The 13,702-nt window shown below is 59.7% G+C and carries 14 protein-coding genes; 6 read left to right on the top strand and 8 right to left on the bottom strand.

Annotated elements, in window-relative coordinates; all coding sequences use genetic code 11:
• Positions 1-80: 80 nt before the first annotated feature.
• Positions 81-272: a CsbD family protein gene (locus M0808_RS27475; protein WP_027612573.1), complete on the bottom strand. Its 192-nt coding sequence runs from the start codon at positions 270-272 to the stop codon at positions 81-83.
• Positions 273-468: 196 nt separating this feature from the next.
• Here M0808_RS27475 and M0808_RS27470 point away from each other — a divergent pair, with 196 nt between their 5' ends.
• Positions 469-846 carry a hypothetical protein gene (locus M0808_RS27470; protein WP_007969330.1) on the top strand — a complete coding sequence of 126 codons (378 nt, stop codon included), beginning with the start codon at positions 469-471 and terminating at the stop codon, positions 844-846.
• A 164-nt stretch (positions 847-1,010) separates the two neighbouring features.
• Here M0808_RS27470 and fadD1 read toward each other — a convergent pair whose 3' ends face one another.
• Positions 1,011-2,708: a long-chain-fatty-acid--CoA ligase FadD1 gene (fadD1, locus tag M0808_RS27465; RefSeq protein WP_003227414.1), complete on the bottom strand. Its 1,698-nt coding sequence runs from the start codon at positions 2,706-2,708 to the stop codon at positions 1,011-1,013.
• Between the two features lie 361 nt (positions 2,709-3,069).
• Positions 3,070-4,758, bottom strand: coding sequence for a long-chain-fatty-acid--CoA ligase FadD2 (fadD2, locus tag M0808_RS27460; RefSeq protein WP_247843099.1), 1,689 nt, complete (start codon positions 4,756-4,758; stop codon positions 3,070-3,072).
• A gap of 243 nt (positions 4,759-5,001) precedes the next feature.
• On the opposite strand from fadD2, the gene M0808_RS27455 reads away from it, so the two are divergent.
• Entirely contained in the window at positions 5,002-5,946 is a 945-nt protein-coding gene (locus tag M0808_RS27455; protein WP_247843098.1) for an alpha/beta hydrolase, read from the top strand.
• Between the two features lie 43 nt (positions 5,947-5,989).
• A complete protein-coding gene (locus M0808_RS27450; protein ID WP_003227420.1) occupies positions 5,990-6,460 on the top strand; it encodes a MaoC family dehydratase in 471 nt (156 codons plus the stop codon).
• 124 nt (positions 6,461-6,584) lie between these two features.
• Here the strand turns inward: M0808_RS27450 and M0808_RS27445 are convergent, their stop codons facing one another.
• Entirely contained in the window at positions 6,585-7,052 is a 468-nt protein-coding gene (locus M0808_RS27445; protein ID WP_003227422.1) for a PA2169 family four-helix-bundle protein, read from the bottom strand.
• 205 nt (positions 7,053-7,257) lie between these two features.
• Here M0808_RS27445 and M0808_RS27440 point away from each other — a divergent pair, with 205 nt between their 5' ends.
• Both M0808_RS27440 and M0808_RS27435 read left to right on the top strand, forming a co-directional pair.
• Positions 7,258-7,494: a DUF3820 family protein gene (locus tag M0808_RS27440; RefSeq protein ID WP_003227425.1), complete on the top strand. Its 237-nt coding sequence runs from the start codon at positions 7,258-7,260 to the stop codon at positions 7,492-7,494.
• 27 nt (positions 7,495-7,521) lie between these two features.
• A complete protein-coding gene (locus M0808_RS27435) occupies positions 7,522-8,703 on the top strand; it encodes an aminotransferase class V-fold PLP-dependent enzyme (protein ID WP_247843097.1) in 1,182 nt (393 codons plus the stop codon).
• Between the two features lie 5 nt (positions 8,704-8,708).
• Here the strand turns inward: M0808_RS27435 and M0808_RS27430 are convergent, their stop codons facing one another.
• The 4 genes from M0808_RS27430 to zwf form a co-directional block, all read right to left on the bottom strand.
• Positions 8,709-9,434, bottom strand: a complete 726-nt coding sequence (locus tag M0808_RS27430; protein ID WP_247843096.1) for an intradiol ring-cleavage dioxygenase — start codon at positions 9,432-9,434, stop codon at positions 8,709-8,711.
• A gap of 175 nt (positions 9,435-9,609) precedes the next feature.
• Positions 9,610-10,275 carry a bifunctional 4-hydroxy-2-oxoglutarate aldolase/2-dehydro-3-deoxy-phosphogluconate aldolase gene (locus M0808_RS27425; RefSeq protein WP_003227433.1) on the bottom strand — a complete coding sequence of 222 codons (666 nt, stop codon included), beginning with the start codon at positions 10,273-10,275 and terminating at the stop codon, positions 9,610-9,612.
• A 17-nt stretch (positions 10,276-10,292) separates the two neighbouring features.
• The gene (gene pgl / locus M0808_RS27420) at positions 10,293-11,006 is read right to left on the bottom strand and encodes a 6-phosphogluconolactonase (protein WP_095137060.1); all 714 of its coding nucleotides are present in this window, start codon (positions 11,004-11,006) and stop codon (positions 10,293-10,295) included.
• Complete coding sequence (zwf, locus tag M0808_RS27415) at positions 10,993-12,459, bottom strand: glucose-6-phosphate dehydrogenase (protein ID WP_027612566.1); 1,467 nt, start codon at positions 12,457-12,459, stop codon at positions 10,993-10,995. The genes pgl and zwf overlap by 14 nt, the downstream gene beginning before the upstream one ends.
• A gap of 226 nt (positions 12,460-12,685) precedes the next feature.
• On the opposite strand from zwf, the gene M0808_RS27410 reads away from it, so the two are divergent.
• The gene (locus M0808_RS27410) at positions 12,686-13,546 is read left to right on the top strand and encodes a MurR/RpiR family transcriptional regulator (protein WP_169842436.1); all 861 of its coding nucleotides are present in this window, start codon (positions 12,686-12,688) and stop codon (positions 13,544-13,546) included.
• Positions 13,547-13,702 lie beyond the last annotated feature (156 nt).

Here is a 13,702-nt window from a genome sequence, read left to right as displayed (position 1 = left end):
CCTTCGTGGATGGCTGTCGGGTTTTGACACAAAAACGGCCATCCTTGGATGGCCGCTCGTGTGTTTCGTTCAAGGCGGAATTACGCCTTGTCGACACCTTTCTTGATGGCGTCTTTGGCTTTGCCGACAGCTTGCTGGGCTTCACCTTTTTTCTCTTGCAGTTTGCCTTCGGCTTGCAGCTTGGTGTTGTCGGTGGCTTTGCCGACGCCTTGCTTGACGTTGCCGACTGCTTCGTTAGCCATGCCTTTTACTTTATCGCCAGTGCTACTCATGGTGTTTCTCCTTGGTGCATTGAAGGGGAAAAGTCAGTACGTAATGATTGACTGGCCGGGTTTGCCACGAGTTTCATTTATTTTTGCCCTTCATTTCGTCGTGCCATGCAGGTTGGGCTTTATGTTTGCCCCGCAAGCCCCGAGAATGCGCACCTATGGGCGCCGTGCGCCAACGATCAGATCCCGCAGGAATGTTATGAAACTCGATAAAAAGCAGGCCATTGCCCGTCGCAACCAGGAACTGGGCGGCGCTGTGCTCGGCACCAACAACTGCCACTTCGCCGAATTGAACCGCAACCGCAACATCTGGTGGTTCGACCTGCCGGTGACGCGCCTCGCCGTCGGTCAGTACGAGTGGATTCACCTGCTGATGCACACCCCGGCCACCGACGAACTGCTGCACCTGAAAGTGCCGACCGTGTTCCTGCGCGAAAAGCTCGAAGGTCTGGTGATTCGCAACGAAGGCAAGCGCAAGGCGGCGTTGAGCCTGGAATTGAGTGCAGACAAGGATTCGTATCTGCAGGACATGCGTCCGGCGGGAACCAATGTGAATTTCGCGCCGTTCCGGCAGTAACCGAAAAGCTTCGCGAGCAAGCCCGCTCCCACATTTGACTGTATTCCAACTGGAGGAACGCGGTTGAATGTGGGAGCGGGCTTGCTCGCGAAGGCGGCATCACAGTCACTACAGATTCACCACCTACTCCAACAAAAAGCCCCGCATCTGCGGGGCTTTTTGCTTCAGGCGGCGGACTTGGCCTTGATCTTCTTCAGCTCTTCGTCACGCAACTCGCGGCGCAGAATCTTGCCGACGTTGGTGGTCGGCAACGCATCGCGGAACTCCACCGAACGCGGCACCTTGTAACCGGTGACGTTGGCGCGCATGTGCTCCATCACGGTTTCCTTGGTCAGGGTCACCCCCGGCTTGGCCACGATGAAAATCTTGATCGCCTCGCCCGACTTCTCGTCCGGCACGCCGATGGCCGCGCACTGCAACACACCCGGCAGGGTCGCCAGCACGTCTTCCAGTTCGTTGGGGTAAACGTTGAAACCGGAGACCAGAATCATGTCTTTCTTGCGATCAACGATGCGCATGTAGCCATCGGGCTGGATCAGCGCGATGTCACCGGTCTTCAGCCAGCCTTCGCTGTCGAGGATTTCGTCGGTGGCTTCCTGACGCTGCCAGTAGCCCTTCATCACTTGCGGGCCCTTGACGCACAGCTCGCCGATTTCGCCCATAGGCTGCTCGACACCGGCATCGTCGATGACTTTGCACAGGGTCGACGGCACCGGAATGCCGATGGTGCCGATCTGAATGTTCTGGATCGGGTTGACCGTGGCCACCGGACTGGTTTCGGTCATGCCGTAACCTTCGCAGATCGAGCAACCGGTCACCGCTTTCCAGCGCTCGGCCGCGGCCAGTTGCAGGGCCATGCCGCCGGACAGGGTGACTTTCAGATTGGAGAAATCCAGCTTGCGGAAACCTTCGTTGTTGCACAGCGCGACGAACAGCGTGTTGAGGCCGACGAAACCGCTGAACTTCCATTTCGACAGTTCCTTGACCATCGCCGGCAGGTCGCGCGGGTTGCTGATCAGGATGTTGTGGTTGCCGATCAGCATCATCGCCATGCAATGAAAGGTGAACGCATAGATGTGGTACAGCGGCAGAGGGGTGATCAGGATCTCGCAACCTTCATTGAGGTTGGAGCCCATCAGCGCCTTGCACTGCAGCATGTTGGCGACGAGGTTGCGATGGGTCAGCATCGCGCCTTTGGCCACGCCGGTGGTGCCGCCGGTGTACTGCAACACCGCGACATCGCTGCTGTGCGGATTGGCTTCGGCCACAGGCTGGCCCTGGCCCTTGCTCAGCACGTCGTTGAACTTGACGGCTTTGGGCAGGTGATAAGCCGGGACCATCTTCTTCACGTACTTGATCACGCTGTTGATCAGCAGGCGCTTGACCGGCGGCAGCAGGTCGGCGACTTCGGTGACGATGACGTGCTTGACCCCGGTTTTTGGCACCACGGCTTCCGCCAGGTGCGCCATGTTGGCCAGGCAGACCAGGGCTTTGGCGCCGGAGTCATTGAATTGGTGTTCCATTTCCCGCGCGGTGTACAGCGGGTTGGTGTTGACCACGATCAGCCCGGCGCGGATCGCACCGAAGACGGCCACCGGGTACTGCAGAACGTTGGGCAGTTGCACGGCGATTCGATCACCGGGCTGCAAGTCGGTATGCTGTTGCAGATACGCGGCAAACGCACCGGACAATTCGTACAGTTCACCGTAGGTGATTGTCTTGCCCAGGTTGCTGAAAGCCGGCTTGTTGGCGAAGCGTTGGCAGGATTGCTTCAACACTGCCTGAATATTCGGGTACTCGTCTGGATTGATGTCGGCAGCAATTCCAGCCGGGTATTTATCCTTCCAAAAGTCTTCGATCATGGAAGCCCACTCCTCAGCAACGCGAATTCTTCACCGCATTTGATGCGATTATTATTGGTGTGTGTTTTGTATTGGTGAATCTGGCTTTTCTACAGGCCGAGAAGTCACAAAGCGCGCCGAGAGTAGCAGCTTTGCCGAGGGCCGACTAGAGCCAAAAGCGGCCTCCATGGTCACTTTAGTGACTCAAGACTTTCCAGCAGTCATTTTAGAGCAAAAATCCTATACACCCCTGAAAGCCCCGGTTTTCCGGGCCTTCCCCCCCAAAAAGCATCGCGGGCAAGCCCGCTCTCACAAGGTTGATGGAGATCCCTGTGGGAGCGTGGCTTGCCCGCGATCCGCGCAACGCGCGGCCATTCACCGATCAGGCGATATCGCGCAACTCCCGCCGCAGAATCTTCCCGACCGGCGTCATCGGCAATGACTCACGCAGCACGATGTGTTTCGGCACCTTGTAAGCGGTGAAATTCTCTTTGCAGTACGCCTTGAGTTCTTCGAGGCTGACCCCGGTTTCCCGCGCCACCACAAACAGTTTCACCGCTTCGCCCGAACGCTCGTCCGGCACGCCGATCACCGCGCAGTTGGCGACTTTCGGGTGGGCCATCACCACGTCTTCGATCTCGTTGGGGTACACGTTGAAACCGGAGACGATGATCATGTCCTTCTTGCGGTCGACGATGCGTACGAAGCCGTCCGGGTCGATCACCGCGATATCACCGGACTTGAACCAGCCCTCGGCATCCAGCACTTCGGCAGTGGCTTCGGGTTTGTGCCAGTAGCCTTTCATGATCTGCGGGCCCTTGATGCACAACTCGCCGCGCTCGCCCATCGGCTGCTCGACACCCTCGTCATCGATGACCTTCAGCAGCGTACCCGGCACCGGCAGACCGACGGTGCCCAGACGCGACTTTTCGCCATAGGGGTTGGTGCAGGCCACCGGCGACGTTTCCGTGAGGCCGTAACCCTCGGTGATGCGGCAACCGGTGATCTGCTCCCAGCGCTCGGCGGTGGCCTTGACCAGCGCGGTACCGCCGGAGTTGGTCAGCTTGAGGCTGGAGAAATCCAGGGTCTTGAAGTCCGGGTGCTCCATCAGCGCGACGAACAATGTATTCAGTCCGAGCAACGCCGAGAAACGCCAGTTCTTCAGCTCTTTGATGAAGCCTGTGATGTCGCGCGGATTGGTGATCAGCACGTTGTGGTTGCCCGATACCATCATGCACATGCAATTCGCGGTGAAGGCATAGATGTGGTACAGCGGCAGTGGCGCCACCATCACCTCCTGCCCTTCGCGCAGCAGCGGCTGACCGTCAGGCCCCAATTGCGCAAGACACGCGCGCACTTGCTGCATGTTCGCCACGAGGTTGCCGTGGGTCAGCATCGCGCCCTTGGCCAGGCCGGTGGTGCCGCCGGTGTATTGCAACACGGCGATGTCGTCGAGACCGACTTTCAACGGCTTGATCCCCAGACCACGGCCCAGGCGCAGCGCACTCTTGAACGAAATCGCCTGCGGCAGCGAATAGTCCGGGACCATTTTCTTCACTTTGCTGACCACGGTGTTGATCAGCCAGCCCTTGGCGGTGGGCATCATGTCGCCCATCTTCGCTTCGATCAGGTATTGGATGTCAGTGTCCGGCAGCACTTCCTGAACCTTCTGCCCGAACATGTTCAGGTACACCAGCGCGCGGGCACCGGAGTCCTTGAACTGGTGGCGCATCTCGCGCGCGGTGTACAGCGGGTTGGTGTTGACCACGATCAGCCCGGCGCGCAAGGCACCGAACACGGCAATCGGATATTGCAGCACGTTGGGCATCTGCACCGCGATGCGATCCCCCGGCACCAGATCGGTGTGGGCTTGCAGGTAACCGGCGAACGCCGCGCTGTAGCGCTCGAGTTCAGCGTAGGTCAGGGTCACGCCCATATTGCTGAAGGCCGGACGGTCCGCGAATTTCTTGCAGGAACGCTCAAACACCTCGATCACCGACTTGAACTCGCCCATGTCGATGTCCAGTGGTACGCCGGCGGGGCGTTTGTCATTCCAGAAATCAGGTTGCATTGTTCTTGTCCTCTTTACCTGAATCGATCCGGGGGAGCCGCTTTTCTGTGGTTTCGCGCTGATCCCTGAGGGCACAAAGCAAAAAGCGGAGCTTCACGGACACTAGCAGCTATGGCCATTGAGGCAAATATGGGCGATGGCGACATTGATCGTATGAATCTTCCTGCCGTGGCGTGAGCTGATCGGACGCGCTATACAATGCAACGACTGCGGGCCGATACCGCTCGATAAAAAGGAATTGCCATGATCCACCGAGGCTTTTGGCTGGACGCGAGTGACCGCAGCCGCCTGTTCGTCAACCAGTGGTTGCCGGCTGCGCCCTTGAAAGCGCTGATCCTGCTGGCCCACGGCATGGCCGAACACAGCGCGCGCTACGAGCGGCTGGCGAATGCGTTCTGTGAACAAGGCTACGGTGTGTACGCCCCGGATCTGCGCGGCCATGGCAAAACCGCCGAACACGGGACACTCGGGCATTTCGCCGATGACGACGGCTGGTGCAAGGTGATCGGCGATCTGGCCAGCCTCAATCAGCACATCGGCCAGCAGCATCCCGCCGTGCCAATCATCCTGCTCGGGCACAGCATGGGCAGCTACCTCGCTCAGGGTTACCTGCTGCATCACAGCGCCAGCCTGCATGGGGCGATTCTCAGCGGTTCGAACTTCCAGCCGGTGGCGCTTTACGGCGCGGCGCGACAAATCGCCCGTTTCGAAAAACTGCGTCAGGGTGGCAAGGGCCGCAGTGCGCTGATCGAGTGGTTGTCGTTCGGCTCGTTCAACAACAAGTTCAAACCGGTGCGCACGCCGTTCGACTGGCTGAGCCGCGACCCGGTCGAGGTCGATCTGTATGCCAACGACCCGTTGTGCGGCTTCCGCTGCACCAATCAATTGTGGATCGACTTGCTCGGCGGCTTGCAGCAGATCAGCAAAGCGTCCAATCTCGCCCAGATCGACCCGGGCCTGCCGCTGCTGGTGATCGGCGGTGAATGTGATCCGGTGAGCGAAGGCAAGCGTCTGACAGATCTGGCCGAAGCATTGCGCTCGGCCGGCAGCCAGAATCTGCAACTGAAGATCTACCCGCAGGCGCGGCACGAATTGTTCAACGAAACCAATCGCGACGAAGTGATTGCCGATGTGCTGACCTGGATCGACCAGGCGCTGAGCCATCGCCGTCCGCATCGCAGCGAATAATTTTTTATGGATTCACTTTAATCCGTCACAGGAATCAAGACCGATGACCCAGGTTACCAACATCCCTTACGAAGCCCTCGAAGTCGGCCAGACCGCCAGCTACAGCAAGACTGTCGAAGAGCGCGACATTCAGCTGTTCGCCGCGATGTCGGGCGACCACAACCCGGTGCACCTGGATGCCGAGTTCGCCGCCGCCAGCATGTTCAAGGAACGCATCGCCCACGGCATGTTCAGCGGTGCACTGATCAGCGCGGCCGTAGCGTGCGAGCTGCCTGGGCCGGGCACCATCTACATCGGTCAGCAGATGAGTTTTCAGAAGCCGGTGAAGATCGGCGATACCCTGACCGTGCGCCTGGAAATCCTCGAGAAGCTGCCGAAGTTTCGCGTGCGCATCGCCACTCGCGTGTTCAACCAGCGCGATGAGCTGGTGGTGGATGGCGAGGCCGAGATTCTGGCACCGCGCAAGCAGCAGACCGTGACCTTGCCGACGTTGCCGGCGATCAGCATCGGCTGATCATCAGGTACACAAAACGAAAGTGGGAGCGGGCTTGCTCGCGAAGGGGTCGTGTCAGCAACAGCATCGTTGCATGACACACCGCTTCGCGAGCAAGCCCGCTCCCACAGTTTTTTAGCGTGGCTTACGAACGAGCGCGAGCCTGGTTACGCAGGGCTTTCACCTGGTCGTGATTGCGTTGTACGCCGTGGTACTGACGCTCAACCAGGTCACGAATACCGACCAGGCCGTGCTTGTTGATTTTCTCGATGGCTTCACGATAAGCCTTCAGGGCGTGGTCTTCACCGCGCTCGGCCTCGTTCAGCACAGCCTCTTCGTCCTTGCCGGTGAACATGGCTTTGACGTCGACCCAGCGACGGTGCAGGTCACCGCTGACGCTGGTAGAGGTTTCCGGATCACCGCCCAGTTTACGCACTTCAGCCTGCAGTTCAGCGGCGGCAGTCGCGCAATCGGCAGAACGGGTCACGAACAGGGTTTTGAGTTCTGGATGCTTGATGTCTTCAGCGCAAGTCTTGAACCCTTCCTGGCCGTCCTTGCAGGTTTCGATCAGGTCGTTGAGTACAGAGATCGCTTCTTTATTCATGTCAGTCATTTTTCAATTCCTTGCGGTTGGTTGAAGATGCAAGGGATATTGCAGTGTGCGTGCCAGCTTTTCATTCAAAAATAAATCGTTATTTTTCAATAAGTTAAAGATATTTGAACTATCTGTATCACGGTTATTTGCATGATCTGTCATTTGGCCTGCATGCAGAATGCCTGTATTTTCCTGACTGATTGAATCCAGATGATTGCCACTGATGAATCCTGAAAAGCTTGAGCTGTTGATCACCCGTGAAATGCCCTTCGGCAAGTACAAGGGCCGGATCATTGCCGACCTGCCGGGGCCTTACCTCAACTGGTTCGCCCGCGAGGGTTTTCCTCACGGCGAACTCGGCGGACTGCTGGCGCTGATGCAGGAAATCGACCATAACGGCCTGTCGGATCTGCTCGAACCACTACGCGCCAAACATGGCAAACCTGCCCCGCGCCACTGAAGCGCCCTCCTCCCTAGAGCCTCGACCATGCCTGATAACACCCGCCGTGCCCGTGACGAAGCGTTCTGGCAAACCTTCGCCGATCGTTACGAAGCGCAAACCGGCCCGCTGAACCTGGAGAACGGTTACTTCGGGCGCATGTCGCGCACAGTGATCGAGGACTATCAGCGCAATATCGAGATGATCAACACCAGCAACTCGGTGTATGTACGCCAGCGTTTCGAACAGCACGACAGCCTGGAGATCCGTGCGCAACTGGCCGAGACCATCGGTGTGCGCGCGCAGAGCGTGGCTTTCACGCGCAACGCCAGTGATGCGCTGCAATCGCTGATCCGCAATTACAATCGCCTGCTTCCGGGCGATCAGGTGCTGATCAGCGACCTGGAATACGACACGGTCAAAGGTGCCATGCGCTGGCTGTCACGCCATCGCGACGTCGACGTGATCGAGATCAACCACACTCACCCGGCCAGTTTCGACAGCCTGCTGGACAGTTACCGCGAAGCCTTCATCCGCTATCCGAAACTCAAACTGATGGCCCTGACCCATGTTACCCACCGCACCGGTCTGGTGATGCCGGTGCAGGCCATCGCCGAACTGGCGAAACAGCATGGCGTGGACATCATCCTCGACGGCGCTCACGCCCTTGGCCAGATCGAGTTCAATCTGGAAGCGATGGGCATCGCCTTCGCCGGTTTTAACCTGCACAAGTGGATTGGCGCGCCATTGACCCTGGGCTTTCTGTACATCGCCCCGCAGCGCCTGGCCGACATCGATCCGGACATGGGCGAAATGCACTTTCCGGCCACCGACATCCGCGCCCGCACGCCGTACAGCACGCCGAACATTCCGGCGCTGATGTCGCTGCCGCTGGCGCTCGAGGAGCACCGCTCGCTCGGCGGCGCTGCGGCCAAAAGCGCCCGGCTCAATTACCTGCGCAATCTGTGGGTCAGCGCGGTGCGGCACCTGCCGGGGATCGAGGTGATGACCCCGGACGATCCGCGCCTGTATTGCGGGATCACCTCGATGCGTTTCACTCGCCACGCCGATCAACAGGCAATGGTCGAGCGCCTACTCAACGAGTACAACCTGTTCACCGTGGTACGCAACGGCGCAGCGAGCGGGCCGAGCATTCGCATCACGCCGGGGCTGACCACCACTGCGGCTGACATGCAGTTGCTGACCCGTGCACTCAACGAGCTGCGTTGATCGGTTCACACGGTGTACTTGTCGAAGTCCTCGGGTTTGATCTGCGACGAGGCGGCAAAGGTGTCGATGCCGATGGTCAAATGGCCGAAAAAGCCGTCCTCGTGAGAGTCGCGGCCGATCGGCCACACGGTCAGGGTCGAATCTTCGCCGCGCATGTTGCTGTAGTAGCTGTCATCGGCATTGTTCAAGGGTGTCGAGGCTCGCCCGCGATAGTCACGGGCATTGAGCACCGCGCGTGACACCACTTCGGGGAAATACAGCTGACCGACCCAGGCCACGTTGCGCTCCTCCAGATATTCACTGCCGCTGACCATGCGCACCGCCACATGAATGTGCAGCGCCCGACCGGCATAGAACCCCGGATAGATGGTGGTGAAGCGCACCCGCCCCTGCTGATCGCAGAACTGGCTGCCACGCAGATAGGTGTCATCGTCGGTGCGCGGCACCGAGCCGATGGCATCGGAGTCGACCTCCAGATCCGGATTGATCCGGCTCCACCCCGAATAGGCGCCTCGTGCATTACAGTGCCAGATGTCCACCAATGCTCCGCTTACCGGCTGGCCGGTCATCGCGTCGACGATGCTCAGGCGCAGCAGCAAGGGTAGCCCTTCGGCGCCTTCGCTGATGTTGCGCCGCAGCAATTTGGGATTGCGAAAGTACGGCCCGGCGATCTGCTCGGGGGCCAACTGGTAGATTGATGATGACGGTGCGGTTGAAGTGTCTCGTTCCATGACGCGTTCTCTTTTCCATAAGATGAACGCAGATTAACGGCGCACGAGCCCCGCGGTGCGGTAACTATGTGTCGCGCCGTTTCCATGAGTATTTTTGCCGGGCAAAAAAAAACGGTGCACCGACCAAGCGCACCGTAAAGCCGTAGAACACACAACGAAGTGTCAGGTAAAACGTTTAGTCCAGTAGCGCCAGGGCCTCGGCGGTGCATTCCTGAATGCGCGCCCAGTCGCCGTTCTTGATCCATTCGGGATCGAGCATCCAGCTACCGCCCACGCACATGACGTTTTTCAGCGCCATGTAGCTCTTGATGTTGGCCGGGCCAACACCGCCGGTCGGGCAGAATTTCACTTCGCCGAACGGGCCGCCGAGGGCCTTGATCGCTGCCACGCCACCGCTGACTTCCGCCGGGAACAGCTTGAAGCGGCGATAGCCCAGGCCATAGCCTTCCATGATGCCGGAGGCGTTGCTGATGCCCGGCAGCAGCGGAATCGGGCTGTCGACGCTGGCTTCGAGCAGGTCACGGGTGATGCCCGGGGTGACGATGAATTGCGAACCCGCCGCTTCCGCCGCCGCGAGCATGTTGCGATCGAGCACGGTGCCGGCACCGGTCACCAGTTCCGGACGCTGCTCACGCAGGATCTGGATCGCCTTGAGACCGAACTGCGAACGCAGGGTCACTTCCAGCGCGGTCAGGCCACCGGCGGCCAGAGCGTCGGCCAGTGGCAGCACGTCCTGTTCACGGGCGATGGTGATCACTGGCAGGATCCGCGCCTTGGCGCAGAGGCTGTCGATCAGGGCAACTTTGTCCGCCATGGAAACGGTCGGGGATGGATTTTTCATAGCGGCTGATCCTTGGCTCATGGGCACCAGTAAATCTCTAACGTAGGTTGCAGAAACGCGCGCACCGGCATGGCCGCGACGTCGTCGGATGCCAGTGCGGCATTCAGAGTGGTCAGTTTCGACTGACCGGAAATCGACAGAATCTTGTGCTTCGCCGAAGCCAGCAGCGCACGGCTCATGGTCAGGCGTTGACGCGGCACACTCGGCGCCAGCATCGGCCAGCAGCGACGGCTGCCGTCAGCCTGCAAGGCTTCAGTCAGGTTCGGGCTGTCGGGGAACAGCGACGCGGTGTGACCGTCATCGCCCATGCCCAGCACCAGCACGTCGATCGGCGGCAATTCCGCGAGCAGACGGTCGGCCTGTTCCGCAGCCTGCTCGACGTTGGCCGCCGCGCTGTAGAGGCTGAGGAACTGCGCCTTGGCGGCCGGGCCTTTGAGCAGATACTGCTTGAGCAGGCCGGCGTTGCTGTCGGCGTGTTCGACCGGTACCCAGCGTTCGTCGGCGAGGGTCACGACGACCTTCGACCAATCCAGCTCCTGCTTGGCCAGGTGCTGAAAAAACGCCACCGGGCTGCGACCGCCTGAGACCACCAGCACCGCGTTGCCGCGTGCAGCGATGGCATCGCTCAACTGCTTGGCGACGTTCAGCGCCAGACCTTCGGCCAACAGCACCGGGCTCTTGAATTCGTGGGCATTCACGCCCGCCGGCAGTTTCACATCAGATATCGCCATACCACGACCTCCCGTCCCGCGTGATCAGTGCAATCGAGCTCATCGGCCCCCACGACCCGGCCGCATACGGCTTGGGCGCGTCACCGGATTTTTTCCAGCCGGCGATCAACTGGTCACACCACTTCCACGCGGCTTCGATTTCATCTTTACGGACAAACAGGTTCTGATTGCCGTTCATCACTTCCAGCAACAACCGCTCGTAGGCATCGGGGATCCGTGCGCTGCGCCAGGTGTCGGAGAAATTCAGTTGCAGCGGGCCGCTGCGCAGCTGCATGCCCTTGTCCAGGCCCTGCTCCTTGGTCATCACCCGCAAGGAAATGCCTTCGTCCGGTTGCAGACGGATGATCAGTTTGTTGCTGATCTGCAGGCGTTGTTCCGGCGCGAAAATGTAGTGCGACGGTTCCTTGAAGTGGATGACGATCTGCGACAGTTTCTGCGGCATGCGCTTGCCGGTACGCAGGTAGAACGGCACGCCGGCCCAGCGCCAGTTGCGGATGTCGGCACGCAGGGCGACGAAGGTTTCGGTGTCGCTCTGGGTGTTGGAATTCGGCTCTTCGAGGTAGCCCGGCACGGACTTGCCTTCGCTATGCCCGGCGATGTACTGACCACGCACCACCTGAGTGGTCAGGCCTTCCGGGCTGATCGGTGCCAGCGCCTTGAGCACTTTTACCTTTTCGTCACGGATGCTGTCGGCAGACAGGTCGGCCGGCGGGTCCATGGCGATCAGGCACAGCAGCTGCAGCAGGTGGTTCTGGATCATGTCGCGCAGCTGGCCGGCCTTGTCGAAGTAGCCCCAACGGCCTTCGATACCGACCTTCTCGGCCACGGTGATTTCCACGTGGGAGATGTAATTCTGGTTCCACTGGGTTTCGAACAGGCTGTTGGCGAAACGCAGGGCGATCAGGTTCTGGACGGTCTCTTTGCCCAGGTAGTGGTCGATGCGGTAGGTGCGGTTCTCCGGGAAGAACTGCGCCACGGCGTCGTTCACCTTGCGCGAGGATTCCAGATCGGAGCCGATCGGCTTTTCCAGGACCACGCGGGTGTTTTCTGCCAGACCGACTTTCGCCAGGTTCTCGCAGATCGCGCCGTACACCGCTGCCGGTGTGGCGAAGTAGGCAATCATGCGTTGCGCGCTGCCGGCCGCTTCGGCCAGCGCCACATAGTCTTCAGCCTTGAGGAAGTCGACGTGCAGGTAGCTCAGGCGCGCCAGAAAGCGCTCGGCCACGGCCTCGTCCAGCTCTTTGCCGACGTAACGGCGCAATTCGGCGGCGATGAACGCCAGGTGCTGCTGCTCGGAGCCGGGTTCACGGGCCAGCGCGATGATGCGCGTGTCCTCGTGCAACAGGTCGGCGCCATCGAGGTGATAAAGGGCAGGAAACAGCTTGCGCAGGGCCAGATCGCCCAGAGCGCCGAACAAGGCAAAGGTGCACGGTTCAACCGTAATCGAAGGCATGATGTTTGTTCTTTTATCAAGTTAAGCTACAAATACCTTTTTTCAAGGCATCACTCAAGGGAAAATGTAGTAATAACCACAACATTTTCGCAAAATACAGATTCCGAGTGGTGGTCGGTCGGAGCCACCAGTAGGATAGGCCACCGTTACGGGCCACATCAAAGGCCCAATTTGCATAGCCCGGCGCACCTTTGCGCAGGTGAATTAGGAATTCCATATGGACCGCGTGCGAAATTTACTGGAACAGATCCAGAGTCGCCTTGAAGAGCTGAACAAGGCCGAACGCAAAGTCGCCGAGGTGATCCTGCTCAACCCGCAGCAGGCCACCCGCTTCAGCATCGCCGCCCTCGCCCAGGCCGCATCGGTGAGCGAGCCGACGGTCAACCGCTTCTGCCGTTCGTTCGGTGTCAGCGGCTACCCTGAACTCAAGCTGCAACTGGCGCAAAGCCTGGCCAGTGGCGCGGCGTATGTCAGCCGCGCGGTGGAGGCCGATGACAATCCCGAGGCCTACACGCAGAAGATTTTCGGCAGCGCCATCGCTTCGCTGGACAGTGCTTGTCAGGCGCTCGACCCGAACCTGATCAGCCGCGCCGTCGACCTGTTGATTCAGGCCCGGCAGATCCACTTCTTCGGCCTCGGTGCCTCAGCGCCTGTGGCTTTGGATGCGCAGCACAAATTCTTCCGTTTCAACCTCGCCGTCACCGCCCATGCCGATGTGCTGATGCAGCGAATGATTGCTTCGGTGGCGCATACCGGTGAGCTGTTCGTGATCATTTCCTACACCGGCCGCACCCGCGAACTGGTGGAAGTGGCGCGCATCGCCCGGGAGAACGGCGCTTCGGTGCTGGGCCTGACCGCCGAGAATTCACCGCTGGCCAAGGCCAGTACCCTGAGCCTGAACATTCCGCTGCCGGAAGACACCGACATCTATATGCCGATGACCTCGCGGATCATTCAGTTGACGGTGCTGGATGTGCTGGCGACCGGCATGACGCTGCGTCGCGGGGTGGATTTCCAGCCGCATCTGCGCAAGATCAAAGAGAGCTTGAATGCCAGCCGGTATCCGGTGGGTGATGAGTTCAACTGAGTCATTGAAAGCTTCCCTCACCCCAGCCCTCTCCCCGAGGTAGAGGGAGCTGACCGAGGTGTCTTGCGCTATACATCGACCTGAAATATCCAGTCGATTATGGATTCAGCACCGCTCTTTCATTTCGGCGTAATTCTTCAGCATCCCCCGATCGGT

Source organism: Pseudomonas sp. MWU12-3103b (genome assembly GCF_023100615.1).
Classification (GTDB): domain Bacteria; phylum Pseudomonadota; class Gammaproteobacteria; order Pseudomonadales; family Pseudomonadaceae; genus Aquipseudomonas; species Aquipseudomonas putida_A.
This window is presented reverse-complemented; position numbering and strand designations above follow the sequence as displayed.

Bases quoted from the DNA above. Each gene is read 5' to 3' on its own strand.
- M0808_RS27475 (WP_027612573.1), bottom strand. From the start codon at position 272: ATGAGTAGCACTGGCGATAAAGTAAAAGGCATGGCTAACGAAGCAGTC.
- M0808_RS27470 (WP_007969330.1), top strand. From the start codon at position 469: ATGAAACTCGATAAAAAGCAGGCCATTGCCCGTCGCAACCAGGAACTG.
- fadD1 (WP_003227414.1), bottom strand. From the start codon at position 2,708: ATGATCGAAGACTTTTGGAAGGATAAATACCCGGCTGGAATTGCTGCC.
- fadD2 (WP_247843099.1), bottom strand. From the start codon at position 4,758: ATGCAACCTGATTTCTGGAATGACAAACGCCCCGCCGGCGTACCACTG.
- M0808_RS27455 (WP_247843098.1), top strand. From the start codon at position 5,002: ATGATCCACCGAGGCTTTTGGCTGGACGCGAGTGACCGCAGCCGCCTG.
- M0808_RS27450 (WP_003227420.1), top strand. From the start codon at position 5,990: ATGACCCAGGTTACCAACATCCCTTACGAAGCCCTCGAAGTCGGCCAG.
- M0808_RS27445 (WP_003227422.1), bottom strand. From the start codon at position 7,052: ATGACTGACATGAATAAAGAAGCGATCTCTGTACTCAACGACCTGATC.
- M0808_RS27440 (WP_003227425.1), top strand. From the start codon at position 7,258: ATGAATCCTGAAAAGCTTGAGCTGTTGATCACCCGTGAAATGCCCTTC.
- M0808_RS27435 (WP_247843097.1), top strand. From the start codon at position 7,522: ATGCCTGATAACACCCGCCGTGCCCGTGACGAAGCGTTCTGGCAAACC.
- M0808_RS27430 (WP_247843096.1), bottom strand. From the start codon at position 9,434: ATGGAACGAGACACTTCAACCGCACCGTCATCATCAATCTACCAGTTG.
- M0808_RS27425 (WP_003227433.1), bottom strand. From the start codon at position 10,275: ATGAAAAATCCATCCCCGACCGTTTCCATGGCGGACAAAGTTGCCCTG.
- pgl (WP_095137060.1), bottom strand. From the start codon at position 11,006: ATGGCGATATCTGATGTGAAACTGCCGGCGGGCGTGAATGCCCACGAA.
- zwf (WP_027612566.1), bottom strand. From the start codon at position 12,459: ATGCCTTCGATTACGGTTGAACCGTGCACCTTTGCCTTGTTCGGCGCT.